The 15012-nt window shown below is 40.9% G+C and carries 11 protein-coding genes and 1 tRNA gene; 7 read left to right on the top strand and 5 right to left on the bottom strand.

The genetic code is table 11. From position 1 onward, the window contains the following. The first annotated feature begins 466 nt into the window (after window positions 1-466). The 5 genes from ACWATR_RS22960 to ACWATR_RS22980 all read left to right on the top strand — a co-directional run bounded on the left by ACWATR_RS22960 (window position 467) and on the right by ACWATR_RS22980 (window position 3679). Window positions 467-601, top strand: a complete 135-nt coding sequence (locus ACWATR_RS22960; protein ID WP_257798015.1) for a hypothetical protein — start codon at window positions 467-469, stop codon at window positions 599-601. Continuing rightward, a complete protein-coding gene (locus ACWATR_RS22965) occupies window positions 573-1370 on the top strand; it encodes a WecB/TagA/CpsF family glycosyltransferase (RefSeq protein ID WP_460337471.1) in 798 nt (265 codons plus the stop codon). Before ACWATR_RS22960 ends, ACWATR_RS22965 begins: the two co-directional genes overlap by 29 nt. Window positions 1371-1434: 64 nt before the next feature. Continuing rightward, entirely contained in the window at window positions 1435-1914 is a 480-nt protein-coding gene (locus ACWATR_RS22970) for a glycosyltransferase family 4 protein (protein WP_460337474.1), read from the top strand. Window positions 1915-2156: 242 nt separating this feature from the next. Further along, the gene (locus ACWATR_RS22975) at window positions 2157-3344 is read left to right on the top strand and encodes a glycosyltransferase family 4 protein (protein ID WP_460337477.1); all 1188 of its coding nucleotides are present in this window, start codon (window positions 2157-2159) and stop codon (window positions 3342-3344) included. A 263-nt stretch (window positions 3345-3607) separates the two neighbouring features. Next, window positions 3608-3679, top strand: a tRNA-Gln gene (locus ACWATR_RS22980). Between the two features lie 88 nt (window positions 3680-3767). On the opposite strand, the gene ACWATR_RS22985 is transcribed toward ACWATR_RS22980, so the two are convergent. Continuing rightward, complete coding sequence (locus ACWATR_RS22985; RefSeq protein WP_460337480.1) at window positions 3768-4247, bottom strand: hypothetical protein; 480 nt, start codon at window positions 4245-4247, stop codon at window positions 3768-3770. 216 nt (window positions 4248-4463) lie between these two features. Between ACWATR_RS22985 and ACWATR_RS22990 the strand changes: the two genes are divergently transcribed. After that, window positions 4464-5762, top strand: a complete 1299-nt coding sequence (locus ACWATR_RS22990) for a hypothetical protein (protein WP_460337483.1) — start codon at window positions 4464-4466, stop codon at window positions 5760-5762. A gap of 77 nt (window positions 5763-5839) precedes the next feature. On the opposite strand, the gene ACWATR_RS22995 is transcribed toward ACWATR_RS22990, so the two are convergent. From ACWATR_RS22995 to ACWATR_RS23010, 4 genes are all read right to left on the bottom strand, one after another. Then, window positions 5840-6985, bottom strand: a complete 1146-nt coding sequence (locus tag ACWATR_RS22995) for a SpoIID/LytB domain-containing protein (RefSeq protein ID WP_420761171.1) — start codon at window positions 6983-6985, stop codon at window positions 5840-5842. 189 nt (window positions 6986-7174) lie between these two features. Then, window positions 7175-9367: a GumC family protein gene (locus tag ACWATR_RS23000; protein WP_460337486.1), complete on the bottom strand. Its 2193-nt coding sequence runs from the start codon at window positions 9365-9367 to the stop codon at window positions 7175-7177. Between the two features lie 573 nt (window positions 9368-9940). Further along, window positions 9941-10900, bottom strand: coding sequence for a ribonuclease Z (locus ACWATR_RS23005; protein ID WP_069073705.1), 960 nt, complete (start codon window positions 10898-10900; stop codon window positions 9941-9943). Between the two features lie 101 nt (window positions 10901-11001). Next, window positions 11002-11400: a hypothetical protein gene (locus tag ACWATR_RS23010; protein WP_460337496.1), complete on the bottom strand. Its 399-nt coding sequence runs from the start codon at window positions 11398-11400 to the stop codon at window positions 11002-11004. A gap of 1455 nt (window positions 11401-12855) precedes the next feature. Between ACWATR_RS23010 and ACWATR_RS23015 the strand changes: the two genes are divergently transcribed. Continuing rightward, complete coding sequence (locus tag ACWATR_RS23015; protein WP_460337499.1) at window positions 12856-14604, top strand: endonuclease; 1749 nt, start codon at window positions 12856-12858, stop codon at window positions 14602-14604. Window positions 14605-15012: the final 408 nt, after the last annotated feature.

Here is a 15012-nt window from a genome sequence, read left to right on the forward strand (position 1 = left end):
TTTATCTTCCCCTTATTTTTTTGGCTTTTATTTCAGAAAAAAATAAAATTTAGATATTTTTCAATGCATAGACTAAATTAAATCTGTAATGAATTTAGAAATTCATAAGAAAAAATTATTCTTCATTCTTAAAATGATACTAATTTAAATTAAACCTTTTAAGCGCATACTTACGTATCCAATCGGCAGACAGACTATCTGGGATTTGACGTTACCACGTAATTATAATATGTAGCAAATGCTGCTCACTTAAATATATATCCATAGGAATTTCTCGCAATTGTAATGCTTGCATGAACAAATCAAAAATTAATTATGAAGGAAGTATGAATTTTGCCAAACAGCGCCTAAAATTACCAGCTTAAAACAGTAAGCTAGGACGAAACAGCAAAGAATCCTAGTATTACCGATTAAGCCAAAAATATACTAAGAAGGTAATTGCACCTCCATGTGTTAAATTCCAACGATGACACAAACCTACAAAAAGTCAGGAGTAATCCAATCCAAATTATTCAATATTCGGAATGGTCTAGGTAATCTATGGATTTTTTTCTTGGACACAGGAGTTATTGATGGTGGCGAGAGTGCTTCTACCTACTAAAAAAGTGCTTGATTTTTCTATTACTGCTTTACGCTTTGACGACCAGGTACAAACAATACTTAAGTGGGCGAATAGGCGTGAGAGTAAAGCTGTATATGTAGCCAATGTACACATGCTCATTGAAGCTCATTGGAATCCAGAGTTTGCCACCGTATTACGAAATGCAGACATAGTTACTCCTGATGGTATGCCTCTCGTATGGATGATGCGAAAAATGGGAGCGCTTTACCAAGACCGTGTGGCAGGGATGGATATTTTCCTCGCATTGTGTCAGCGAACTCAAACACAAAATCTGAGTATTTTCTTTGTCGGTTCCCAAACAGAAATTCTTTCTAGAATGCAAAAAAGGTTAGAGCAGGAATTTCCGCAGATGAAAATTGCGGCGATGGAACCTCTACCCTTTCGTCCCCTGACTGAAACTGAAGACGAAGCTTTGGTTCAAAAGATTAATTCTAGTGGTGCCAGCACCGTCTTAGTATCTCTGGGATGTCCCAAACAAGAAAATTGGATAGCTCAACATAAGGGTAAAATACAAGCTGTAATGATTGGACTGGGTGGAGTTTTCCCAGTTTATGCAGGAATTCACAAGCGGGCACCCCGTATAGTTCGAGACTTAGGACTCGAATGGCTGTATCGGTGGATTCAAGAACCGCGACGGCTTTGCGGTCGCTATGCTAAGACCATTCCACTCTTTATATGGCTGGCTACGAAGCAACTACTATCATCAAGTCGTATTGCAGCGGTCTTCCTTCACGAAACTGGGGATTAAGGAAAAGAAAATAGGGTGAGAATAACGACTGGCGTCAAAAGAAATAATTTAGCTGCCCCTAGCTTTGATATTCAAAGCTAGGGAAGGAACTGAACGCAAACAGCTAGAAAGATTAACTCAATATCTGAATATTAGTAAACAAGTAAAGTTTTTAGGTAATCTGTCTCGCGAACATACATGGAGTAACATACAGGACTGCCATGTGTTAATTCATCCCAGCTTGCATGAATCTGGAGGATTTGTGTGTTTAGAGACAATGGCAGCAGGGCGACCAGTGATTTGCCTAGATTTAGGAGGGCCAGCAGTTCAGGTTACAGAGGAAACTGGTTTTAAAATTAAGGCAAATACACCTGAGCAAGTAGTAAGTGATATTGCTAAGGCGATGACGTATTTGGCTAGTAACCCAGAGCTAAGATTATTGATGGGTCAAGCCGGGCAGAAGAGGGTGAGGGAAACTTTCAGTTGGGAAAGTAAGGGTAGGCAGTTAATTAAACTCTACGAAGAGATTTCAACCCAGAATAAATCCTGCTTGAAATTGAGTTAGAGCTATGGCTTTAACTATAATTAGTGATAACGTCATAGTATATATATCTTTTCAACTGCTACTTTAGTGATACTGATAACATAGGGAAAAAACTAATTAAATTTGATCAAAAATTGGCTGTAGTGTCGCGAATTATAGAAAAATCAGCTATAGAACAGTAAAACTACTATAAATCAGGATGTAATTGCTTTGCATGATCTACTAGTTGGTTCTTTCCTTTCACTATTCAGAGAGTTAACTGCATGAAAGTGCTGTTGATACATAACCGTTATCAACTTGCAGGCGGTGAGGATGGTGTAGTAAAAGCGGAACAATCCTTGCTGAAAGCAAATGGTCATCAGGTATCTTTACTAGAAGTCAGTAATCATGATATTAAAAATACCTGGGATAAAGTTGCAACTGGTATTAGTGCAATTTACTCACATTCAGCAAAACAACAAGTTCGCATCCAAATTTCCCAACTCCGCCCTGATGTCGTCCACGTACATAACTTTTTCCCTCTACTCTCTCCTTCTATATATGATGCTTGTCGAGAGTATGGTCTAAGTATTGTCCAAACTCTTCATAACTATCGGCTTGCTTGTCCCAAAGCAATGCCTTTTCGAGATGCAAAAGTTTGTGTGGATTGCTTTGGACAAAGAGTACCGTGGTCTAGTGTTGTACATGGCTGCTACCGCAACTCACGTGTACAAAGCTCGGTGATAGCAGCAATGAACAGCTGGCATAGGTTGCGAGGTACTTGGCAGGAACAGGTAGATGCTTATATTGTCTTTACCCAATTTCAAAAAGACAAAATGTTACAGGCTGGACTGCCAGCTGAAAAGTTCTACATCAAACCTAATTTTGTGTTTGCTCCAGACTATCGAAACCAAAATGGTGGACATAGTGACTACTTACTTTTTGTTGGTAGATTGTCTGAAGAAAAGGGAGTTTCTGTTTTAATTGATGCGTATATACAGAAGAACTTATGCACACCACTAAAAATTGTGGGTGATGGCCCTTGGCGCCAAAAGTTGCAGCAACAGATTAAAAATACCAGTTCCGAAAATTTCATCGAATTTTTAGGGTTTCAGGATAAGCCAACAGTGTTGGCACTAATGCAGAATGCACGATTTTTAGTATTTCCTTCCATTTGGTATGAAGGTTTTCCCTTGACTATTGCTGAAGCTTTTGCCTGTGGTCTACCTGTACTGGTGTCCAAATTAGGTAGTATGGTAGAAATTGTAGAGGATGGAGTAACTGGTTTACATTTTGAAGCAGGCAACTCTACAGATATGGCAGCCAAAATAGAATGGGCAAACACTCATCCTGAAACTATGAGAACTATGGGCAAAAATGCTCGCCAGGTTTATGAGAATAAGTATGCTCCCGAAGCTAATTATCAGCAGTTGATCGCAATTTACCAACAAGTCATCAATAAGAAGAAATAGTGTGTCCCTAGATAGGAGGAACAGGCCCCAAGGCGTTCATCATTAAGTGAAGCATATTTTAGATGCATAAAGAATCGCGATCGCAGAATTTTCTGCCTTAACCCCAAAGATTCAAGGGTTAACCCCAAAGTCATGAAAGAGTCTAAGTGCAACGATTTCGACCAATCAATACCCAAGGTTAAAAACCTCTTATCTGAAATCAACTATTAAAGTACTTGACATTAACCCAGGACTAAATGCTATATTTACTATAGTGAATTCATTGGGGCGTCGCCAAGTGGTAAGGCAGCGGGTTTTGGTCTCGCCATTCCTGGGTTCGAATCCTAGCGCCCCAGTAAATCTAAAGACAGGCTGTTATGCCTGTCTTTTAGAGTATTTAATTGTATTTTAAGATGCGTCTCAATGCATCTGATTTTATAAATCCTACTTGTCAGGCGATTTGAGAGCTTGATCCAGAATTTGCCGAGCCTGTTCTGCTTTAGATCGCGCTTCTTGGTAACGCACATTAGCTTGGGCAAAATTTTTGAGAACTTTAAAACCTTCCTTGAGTCGAGTAATTTCCTCTTCTGTTACCGACTCATCGGTGAACAGAACATCAACCGCTTTGCGAATTTCCAACGCTTCAGATCGTGATTCCTGAACTTTCAGCTTGAGTGTGGCCAGGTTACTCAAAACCTGCACAGCTTGTGTAATGGTATCCTCACCGTTAGCAGTATCAATAGTTGACTCTTTAACCTCAATTAATTGTTGAGGGCCAAATCCTTCTTCCAGTTCCGTAGGTAGTTTACCTGCATCCATCAGTTCCATCAACTGATCCATTGCTTTGTCACGGGCTTTGGCTGAATCTTTTCCAGAAACGGTAAGGATAATTTCTGGGCTTTGAGCAAGAGTGTATTGAACCATATTTGAGCAGAAAATTTGCTGATTTAACCAAGCTGAGGAGAGTAATTATATCATTTTGCGTGTCAGATCATTTGTTGATTGTCTAGTCAATTAAAGAGTTGAAGACCGAACGTCAACACTTTGAATTTTGAATTGTTACCTCTACCCTTGCTAAGTCGCTCAAAATAAAACTTTATACTTAAGAAAAGGAATAATTTTCAATAGGAGGGGAGAGCAATGGCTCCCAGTCCCACCATCATGCAGGCTGTGGAACAACTGGGTTATCGTGTCACTGTTGGTGATGTGGCAACTCAGGCAGGATTGAACGTCGCTGAAGCTAATCAAAGCTTGTTAGCCCTGGCATCTGATGCTGGGGGACATTTACAGGTAGCGGATTCAGGTGATATAGTTTACCTTTTTCCACAAAACTTCCGAGCAATTTTGCGTAATAAATACTTTCGGTTACGATTGCAGGAATGGTGGAAAAAGGTCTGGAGTGTTCTGTTTTACCTGATTCGCATTTCTTTTGGAATCTTCTTAACTGTTTCCATCGCCCTGATAACTGTTACCATCTTCATCATTATTACCGCTGCCAATTCAGACCGTGATGGCGACAATCGTGGCAATAATTCCGGTGGTGGGGGGTTCTTCTATTTTCCTAATTTATTCTGGTATCTTAGCCCAAATTATGACACCCACTACCAGGAACGACGACGCGGAAGCCAGGAAGAAAGTGATCTAAATTTCTTTGAAGCTGTGTTTTCGTTTTTGTTTGGCGATGGTAATCCTAATGCCAACCTAGAAGAACGTCGCTGGCAAGAAATTGCTACGGTGATTCGCAGTAACCGTGGTGCAGTGGTAGCAGAACAAATTGCCCCATATTTGGATGACATTGGCGAGGGATATACAAGAGAGTACGAAGATTATATGCTGCCCGTTCTGACGCGATTTAATGGGCAACCAGGGGTAAGTCCAGAAGGGCAAATTGTTTATTACTTTCCAGAGTTGCAGGTGAGTGCAACTAAAAAGCGCCGTCATGCAATATCAGATCACTTGGAGGAATTTCCCTGGCGTTTTAGTGCCGCAAGTTCAGGGCAAATTATGCTGAGTGCTGGGTTGGGGATACTAAATTTTGTTGGTGCCTTAGTACTGGGAAGTTTGTTGAGAGATGGCACTGTTGCCGTCCAATTAGGTGGATTGGTAGCTTTTGTACAAGGAATTTATTGGCTGCTATTGGCTTACGGAGCAGGTTTCTTAGGTATACCGTTATTGCGTTATTTCTGGATTCGCTGGCGTAATCGCAAAATTGGCGATCGCAATCGCGATCGCCTTTCCAGAGCAAGGCTACTAGCAAGTCCTGATGTACCTTTGCAACAAAAAATCGACTATGCCCAACAATTTGCCGCAGAAAAAGTCATTGGCAACAAAGATTTAGTGTATTCCAGTGAAACTGACTTACTCGACCAGGAAGCTGAACGTTCTGCACAAATTGACGCTGAATGGCAAAAACGCTTGGAACGGGGGAGTGGGGAATAGGGGACAGGAAATAGGGAGCAGAGGGAAAATTCTTCTCCTCTGCACCCAATCCCCAATCCCCAACCCCCAACCCCCAACTACTTCGCCTGAATTGGTGTTAGGGCTACACCTTGATAATAATGTCCCAAAATTTGTAGGTGGTTCACTCCTTGCCGTGCCAAATTATACGCCCCCCACTGACTCATGCCTAAACCATGACCAAAGCCAAGCCCTTGGAGTACAAAATTGCCATCGGCTCCCTTCGTGACGCTAAAGCGGGTACTTTTTAGCTTCAGCGCTGTCCGCACTTGCTCGCGCTGTAAAACTTTTGTGCCCTTGCTACCGACAATTTTCAAGACTTTAACACTGCGGAAAGGCGAGAATGTTTCCGGAATCATCGCCGTGACATTACCCACTTCAGGGAATTTAGCGCTAATCTCACTGGGCGAGAAGGTTTTTACCCAATTACACGCGCTGATATTTTGATCGTAGTCTTGAACAGCCCGTAGGTACGGCAAGGCATTTCCCCAAACGTCTTCCACGTTTTCGGTATGTCCTCCAGAACAAGCGTGGAAAACTGAGAGAATAATCTTGTTGTTATAAGTTAGTACTTGCCCTGCTGTTTCATCCACTGCTTTATAAGTAGCAGGAGATTCACTGATCACGCCTTTGTAAATTTGCCAGCGATCGGGGGTATTACCTAAATCGTAAATGGGATTATTCCGTTGTTTTTCTCGTTCGTAGAGGGCATAAGTGCGGGCTGCGATCGCTTGGGCTTTTAGTGCTTCTTGGGGCCAGCTAGCATTCATTTCGCCACCGAGAACGCTGTAGAGATATTCTTGATCATCAACCCAGTTAACAGCAGTTAAGCCTTTTTCTGTGGGGACAACCAGAGTTCTGCCTCGATACCAGCGATCGCCAATATAAACGAATCCTTTACCAGTTGGCTCAATCCAAAATAAACCAGACTGCCACTTATCTAAAGCAACTCCACCAGGAATGGCTTGGGCATAATATGCACTCATCGCTGGTAACTGTCCAAGAGTCCGGCCAGTACTATCCTTGACAATCCCAGTGGTGGAACTGCCCACTTTTACCTGATTAACGCCCCTCTCAATTGCCACGCGCAGAATTACAGACGCTTGGGCTGGGGCAACCAAAGCTATCCACAATAAGACACTGACCCACCAATGACGTACTTTAATCTGGGAAAATAAAGAGCCTAAGTAAAGTTGGAATTTCATGCTGATCATCTAATCACACTAGTATCTAATTGACGCTTTGAACTATGGCGTCTACTACTTTAAGATGAGACACTTCTCCAACGCAGGAGGTTGCCACCTCCTACTAATTATGCATTTTGCTTTAGCTATCAGGTAGAAATTAGGTGAAGAGGGCAGGGGAGATGAGGAATGCCTCTCTGCTTCTTCAATTTACGATGCCAATACCTTTTGAGAATTGCTCACTTCATTAGCGATAATTCCAATCAAATTCAACTTACTCAAAATTTCTGTTGCTTGAGTCAGTTCAGTTCGGGTCACTTTCCCCATCCGCTCTACCATCACAATACCGTTGCAAAAAGATGCCACAATCCTGGCATCAACCGTGCCTAAAATAGGTGGAGCATCTATCAGTACTAAGTCATAATTTTGTTCAAACAACTCTATTAATTCTTTCATCCGTTGAGAACTGAGCAACTTAACCGTATCTTCTGGTTCCGGCCCAGCAGTCAAAATATCAATGGAGGGGTGAATGGGCTGGATGTAATCTTGAAAATGAGTAGTTGTCTCATCAACTAATAACAGAGATAGTCCCCAGTCATTGGATAGCTCTAGGATTTTGTGCAAGCTAGGATTGTGTAGGTTAGCATCAATTACTAATACTCGTCGATGCATCCGGCTAGCACTAGCCACAAGCCCTAATACTAAGGTTGTCTTCCCTTCCCCTGGTAGTGCTGAAGTAAACATCAGCGACTTGAAAGGCAAGGGATATTTTAATATTTGAATATTTTGGTAGATCATGTCCAAAGTTTCATGGACTGGCAATTTAGGAGTGGCTTCTATTACAGAAGAATCTGAGCTTCGCCGACTATTCCAAGGCAGTCCCAGCCGCCGCTTTTTGACACCACGCGATGGTAGTTTTGGTACTGATCCCAATACACGTAGGTTCGTCAGTTTCTTTAAATCTCCCGCACAATAAATAGCGTCATTAAATTTTTCCAAAATTAGGGCTGCTAAGATACCTAAAATTGGCCCAATTGCTGCTCCCCCCAGCAAAAGTAATAATCTGTTGCTCCCCATATAAGTACCCAGAGTAGGTTCGGTCAAAACTTGCCAGTTATATCCTTCCTGAGCAATTTTCAGCCCCAAGGATTGTTGCGCTTGGAGCAGTTGTTCAAGAGTTTTACGACTAGTTTCTACCTTTGGCAGTAGACTGTTGTACTCTGCGATTAAGCTTGGGTATTTGTTTAGCTCGGAGCGGAGTCGCTGTTCTGACTCGGCTAGATTTTTTTCATTGGCAGTTAGTCCTAAGACAGTTGTCTGTACCAGAATTAACTCGTCTACTAGCTTTGGCTCAACCCCTACGATTTGCCCTTGTAAGAGTGGTTCACTTTTACTGCTATTAGTAATAGTTTTTACTTCTTCTCGTAATAGCGACAGTTGACTTTGGCGTTGCTGCTTTAGTTTTTGTACTGATGGGTAATCCTCTGTATAGCGCAGCCGCTCTTTAGCCAAAGCTAGTTCAGTATTTTGAATTTCACTCAATAGCGCTTGGTAGCGGCTTGACTGATTTAAACGAGAAGAAATTAGTGTATTTTGCTGGGATGAAGATGCTATTTGTTGCTCTAGGTTACTGTAGCGAGCGTTTACATCTTGAAGGTTGGCACGAGTGGTTTGTAGCTGCTGTTGAATATCGGCTAAAGATTCTAGCAGGATTTTACTTTGGACTTCAGGATCGAGTAATTTATGTTTCTTGCGAAACTGTTCCAAATTTTTATCAGCTTTACTCACCTCTTTTTTTATCTCAGGTAGGCGAGCGTTTACAAATGCTAATCCCTGATTCAGACGTTCTTTTTGTTGCTCTTTATTGTAGTTTTGATAGACTTTTTGTAGAGATTGAAGTACTCTTTGCGCTTTAACTGGATCGTCATCATTGAAAGAAACTTCAAATACTTGATTAAAAACTTTATTAGCTCCTATGCTTTTCTCTTCTAGAGTCACTTCCAGAGGTGCTTTTTTGCTCTGTTCTTTTTGACCATTGATATCTTCTAAGGTGATATCAGGATAATTAGAACGAAGTGAATCTACGGCTTTCTGGAGCAGCTTAGAACTCAGCATAAGTTTCATCTGAGTAGTGGAATCAGTAACCTGAGTATCTACCCCAACTGGGATATTATTTGACTGTGCCCCTTCAGATAAATTGGAACTCACCAATATCTGCATATTGCTCTGGTAAGTAGGTTTGGCAATGACAGCTAAGAGGCTAGCCGCTGACATAACTACACAGGAAACTCCCAAGATGAGAAAGCGTTGACGAAGCAAAATAGTAGATAGTTGTCTGATGCCAACTGCACTTTGTGCTGAAGTAGTAACCTGTTGCTCTTTATTCAGACTAGTCTTAGCCACTATCCATCTCCTCTAATATCGAAACACTATATTTATTTGGAAGATTTATGAAAAATGTGAAATGATTTTTTTACACCTAATAGCTGCAATAGCATACTGAATTTTTCTTCCAACGATGACAAGCTCACTTGGCAGAATATTATGCCAACTGGCGCTTTCATGTTCATCAATTCATGCATATAAATTCTTAATCAGTGTTGGAAGAATAAATTTTGAATAAATATTTTATTTAAGGAAGAAAAATCTTGACGAAAAATTAATTATTTTTCCTAAGTATTTAAGTAAAAACTTTTCTGATTCATAACTGTACTATTACAATCAAGTTATTTTGATAACTTGTAATTTAAAAAACATATTGATAAAAATATTTAAACCATACTATTTCTATATTCTTGATACACTGAGCTAACCGTAAATCGTTGGTTAACTAGTTGACTTACTCATAAAATTAAACTGCTGTCTATTTGCTGGATGTTATGAGTTGAACTACTAAACGCCAAGATAAAGCCTGGTTAATTTTAGATTTTAGATTAGAAGGGTTCAATAGGAAATCTAAAATCTAAAATCCAAAACTTAAACGCCTACCTTGGTTAACTCTACTTCCCGTCGCCTGGGTACTTCATGAATCATAAAATCGTGAGCCATATCAGTACGGGGAAAAATAGCACGGGCTTCTTTAAGGAGATCCTTCAATTCCAAGGTATTTCCGGGAGCATAGCGGGGACTAAAATGACTCATAATCAACCGATGTGCCCCAGCAGCTAAAGCTGTTTGCGCTGCCATTGTGGTTGTGGAATGCAATCGCTGAAAAGCCATATCTGCATCTTGATGGGCAAAGGTTGCTTCGTGAATTAATACATCTACATCATGAGCTAATTCCACTGCCCCATCACAATAAATTGTGTCTGTACAATAGGCAATCTTTCGCCCAATTTCTGTGGGGCCGCACAATTGGGTGCCATCAATCACCCGTCCGTCGTCAAGGGTAACTGTTTCACCGCGCTTGAGTTGACCGTAAATCCGACCAGCAGGAATTTGCAACGCTTTGGCTTTTTCCACATCAAAGCGTCCTGAACGGTCTTTTTCGGCTACGCGGTAGCCGAAAGCGGGAATGCGGTGATGCAAGTTACCACAGCTAACCGTGAAGTCCTCGTCTTCATAAATTACCCCTGGACGGATGGCGTGAACTTTAATTGGGTAAGAAAAGTGGGTGTGGGAGTAACGTGAGGCGGAGTGAATGTAATCATTTAATCCAGGTGGGCCATAGATATCGATTCGTTCTACATTGCCAGCCAAGCCGCAAGTAGCAAGAAGTCCCATCAAGCCAAAGATGTGGTCGCCGTGCATGTGGGTGATAAAAATTCGGGAGAGTTGACTGATTTTCAGTTCACTCCGCATAATTTGATGCTGGGTGCCTTCGCCACAATCGAATAACCAGAGTTCTGCCCTTTGTGGTAATCTCAGAGCGACACTGGAAACATTGCGCGATCGCGTGGGTACACCGGAACTCGTCCCTAAGAATGTTATCTGCACAGTGTTCTTTAGTCTTCCTATTGCTCAATTTGCAACTCTATATTTCTATAGTGGCACGGTTGATGAGCAAAATACTTTTTAGAGCCAGTACCTTCGTCAATTTACGAGACTTGAGAATAAGGTTGATTTTCCCAATAAGCCAATTGGGTTTTCAGGGTGCTGATATGGATAATATGACGTTCGACTAAGGTTTTTAGTTGTCGTGCCCTTGCAGTATAAATTTGTTTATGCACTAGTGCCTGACGAACCTCCTCTTCGCTGGAGTTAGTCAAAGCAACTTGCATTTGTTTTTCCCAAGCGATCGCAAGAGCTTGGACTTTTTCATAATCTCTTTGAGCAATTTGCTTGGCTGTATTGGATTCAGCGATCGCTTCATGTAAAGTTTTGAGGTAATGATTCCAGGTGTCTGCTAGCGCCTCAATATTTTTGTTGTCTAGTTGGGCAGTCCTTAGATATAAACATCGTTCGATTTGGTTAAACAAGTTATTTACTTCTAGCATATTTTTATCCCCAGCTAACATTAGGTTGATTAACTATGGCAGTGTTTAATAATTCGTTAAATGCCATATTTATCTTACTGGCGCAGACTTTAGTCAGATTTATAACTTCTTCCAAAGCTGAAAGTTTTGTATAATTTATATTTGCTCTTTGATGTTTAATTTCTTGTTGATATTTAAAATATATAAAACTTGATTAATAAATTCATTAGCTTTTTCTGACAAATTAGTTACATTTTGTGTCAGACAAAGTTATAGCTTTGTGAAGCAGTGATTTCCGAAAAATCTATGAATTAAAGTCTTTATTAAGCCTGTGTCTTCTCTACATATTTTGTAACAATCCTAAAACCCAGATTTGAAGAGGGTCTTAGAGGATATTTTAAAAGTGTTTCGCTGTAATTTTAGGCACTTGTTTATCCCCCCAACCCCACTTAAAAAGGCTACGGTGTATACACAAGTCTGAAATAGCTGATCAACCAAGGTTTTACCCCACCCTCAATACGGTTCGGTTAAGGTTTTTTGACGAAAATTCTAGAGCCAAAAACGCGATAAATCGCCGTCTCTACAAAAGATTGAATGATAAATACTCAAGTTTGTTGATAATTTAATACGGAGTTCTAAAGTTTTTTGGGTACTTGCGATCGCACTCGCAAATGTTAAGGAAAATATAACTAATGGTTAAGCATTGGTTTGTTTTCGCCTGATTATATCTTCGCAAAAAACTGGGATACTCTAGTAGCAATTTCTTACCAAAAAGTAACTTAAGAACAAGTTGATAAATACCAAATAACTGCTGTATGATGGCAATAATTTCTTTTTTGAAATCTAAGCTCGACTTTATCCATTTTCTCTGAACACGATTGCTAACGCTGAAACCTTAGTGGGACTGTAGTTTTACTTTTTCGATTTCACCGATAATCAGTGACATGGTAAAAGTTTTGCCAAAAGACTAGGGTTTTTGCTGTATAAAGAGAAGCAAATTCTTAATTTTGGATAAAGTCGAACTAAGTACACCTCTTAATACAAGAACAAACTTACACTCAATGCTTGATTTGAGTTGAGACAGATAGATTGTTTTTCACAGCCAAATGGCTTGAGAAGGACTTCAATTTATTTGTTTCTCATATTCTTTGGGATGCAATACTGCTTGGGTAAAGCATTTTAAACTCGGAATTGGGTTTGGGGAAAAGGTTAAAGGGAAAAGGTTAAAGGTTTTTTCTTACCCCAGACCTCTTGCAAAAATCGTTGAATCACCCCTCCCCAACCCTCCCCTTGTGAAGGGGAGGGGGCAATATTTCAAGTTTCCCCCCTTTATAAGGGGGGATTAAGGGGGGTCTATTCGACTTATGCAAGAGGTCTCCCTTACCCCAAACCCAATTCCCCAAAACCCGACAAGTATTGCTTTGGGATGGCACTGCAACTGAATTCAGTCTCTATTTGCAACTAAGGACAATGTTCATGAGTTCTATCCGAAAAGTCTTGCAGACACTATGCCTTATTGTTTTTATTGCATTCTGCCTTCCTTCAGGAATCGCTTATGGTGTAGAAGTTACATCTTTAGTAGGAAGTCCTACACAACTGACGGTTGCTACCTTCAATGTCGAAAATCTTGATCCTAAAAAGGAAGATGTTTCTAAAGTTGATCGCAATTCGACTAGAAACGTCGATGATGATGTCAGAAGCGGTAAGTTTACAGCTTTGGCAAACCAGATTGTTACTAATCTTGAAGCACCAGACATTATTGCTTTGCAAGAAGTACAAGACAATGATGGGGCTGAGTTGAGTTCAGTGGTTAATGCTGCTGTGACAGCTAAGACTTTGATCGATTCAATTCAATCTGTAGGAGGCCCAAGGTATGAATATCAAGAAATTCCTCCTCAAAACGGACGAGATGGAGGCCAACCAGGCGGCAATATTCGAGTAGGTTTTTTGTTCAATCCTCAACGAGTTAAGCTACAAAAACTTGAACGCTTTGCGGATGACCCAGCTTTTTTAGAAAGTCGCAAACCTTTAGTGGGTGAATTTACTTTCAATAATATTCCTATCACTCTGATAAACAACCACTTTGCTTCTAAAAGCGGAGGAGCGGCTTCTAACCCAAAACGGATAAAGCAAGCAACAATTGTGAACGAATTTGTTGCAGATCGTTTAACTACTGACCCAAATGCAAATATTGTCGTTCTTGGCGATTTGAATGATACTCCAGACTCCCGGCCGATAAAAGCTCTTGCAGGAAATCAGTTAGAAAATTTGGTAAACAAAATTCCACTAGCAGACCGCTTTTCTTTTGTTTTTCAAGGAAGTAAAGAACAAATTGACCAAATCCTGATTACTCCAAACTTGCGTAACAATGGAAATCCTGAGATCAATGCTGTTCACGTTAACGCAGGTATTTCTAGGTCAGCCAGCGATCACGATCCTGTGATTGCTCGGTTTACTCTATCAGCTGTTGGAGAAGCTACTCCTATTACATCAGTCCCAGTTACCAATCCTGAACCAGTAGTTACATCAAGCACGATTCTTTCTGGTATTACTGGAGATGATTTACTGGAAAAACTGGATAGCCTTTACTCTCCTCGTACTAGCCTCGGATATGGTAGCGCTCGTGACTTGCTCTACACCAAAATAGATAACCAAGGCGGTATATTAACAGACATCTACGCTGGTTACAGTGTGCCGCTCAACCAAAATTCAGACAAACCCAGAGAAGAAGCTGCACGACACAGAATCAATGCAGAACACGTTTGGCCGCAGAGCATGGGAGCTGAAGGCCCAGCAAAAAGCGATTTGCATAACCTCTTTGCTTCACGGATGGAAATTAATAGCGATCGCGCCAACTTTCCCTTTGGAGAGATTCCTGATAATCAAACTACGTCTTGGTATCTCGACGATGAAGAACTGAGTTTCAAACCTAATCCCCAAGATATTGACAAGTACAGTGAATTCAAACGGGGATTTTTTGAACCACGGGAGGCGAAGAAAGGAGATATAGCTCGGATAATTTTCTATTTCCGCACAGTCTACCCAGAACTAGCGAATGCAAGCTTTTTTCAGAAACAAAAGGATACCCTCTGTAAGTGGCAAGGAGAAGATCCAGTTGATGCTGGTGAGGTAGCACGCAGTAATGCGATCGCTAACACACCCCAAGGTAATGATAATCCCTTTGTGTTAGATCCTACTCTGTCACAACGAACCTACTGCAATTAAAAAGTATCAGAGGTCTTAACTCTATCCTGCTTGGAAGAGTTTTAGACCTCTGATATTTTTGGTATAGCGGTTCTCCACAAGGGTGAAGTGCAATTTTGACCTCACTTCCATTCCTCTCTCCTAAAAGGCTACGGTGTGCACACAAGTCCTAAAAACCTAGCTTAACAAGACTTTCCTCGTTCCCAGTCTCCGACTGGGAATGCATTCATTGAGTCTCTGACTCAATATCTGACCTGACTTTTCACGGCATCTGGAAAACCTCTCTCTAAATCTCTCTCCTTTTAGGAGAGAGACTTTGAATTTTCCCCCTTCCCGCGACGAGTTGGGGGTTAGGGGGTTAGGTCTATTTGCATACCTGTACTCACCGGATTGAAAATGGCTATAAGTAATTATTCAGTTACTACATCA

The sequence above is a fragment of the Nostoc sp. UIC 10890 genome (assembly GCF_054786515.1).

Excerpts from the sequence above, each read along its gene's own strand:
- ACWATR_RS22965 (WP_460337471.1), top strand. The coding sequence starts at position 573 with ATGGTGGCGAGAGTGCTTCTACCTACTAAAAAAGTGCTTGATTTTTCT.
- ACWATR_RS22975 (WP_460337477.1), top strand. The coding sequence starts at position 2,157 with ATGAAAGTGCTGTTGATACATAACCGTTATCAACTTGCAGGCGGTGAG.
- ACWATR_RS22995 (WP_420761171.1), bottom strand. The coding sequence starts at position 6,985 with ATGAAATTCCAACTTTACTTAGGCTCTTTATTTTCCCAGATTAAAGTA.
- ACWATR_RS22990 (WP_460337483.1), top strand. The coding sequence starts at position 4,464 with ATGGCTCCCAGTCCCACCATCATGCAGGCTGTGGAACAACTGGGTTAT.
- ACWATR_RS22985 (WP_460337480.1), bottom strand. The coding sequence starts at position 4,247 with ATGGTTCAATACACTCTTGCTCAAAGCCCAGAAATTATCCTTACCGTT.
- ACWATR_RS22960 (WP_257798015.1), top strand. The coding sequence starts at position 467 with ATGACACAAACCTACAAAAAGTCAGGAGTAATCCAATCCAAATTATTC.
- ACWATR_RS23015 (WP_460337499.1), top strand. The coding sequence starts at position 12,856 with ATGAGTTCTATCCGAAAAGTCTTGCAGACACTATGCCTTATTGTTTTT.
- ACWATR_RS23010 (WP_460337496.1), bottom strand. The coding sequence starts at position 11,400 with ATGCTAGAAGTAAATAACTTGTTTAACCAAATCGAACGATGTTTATAT.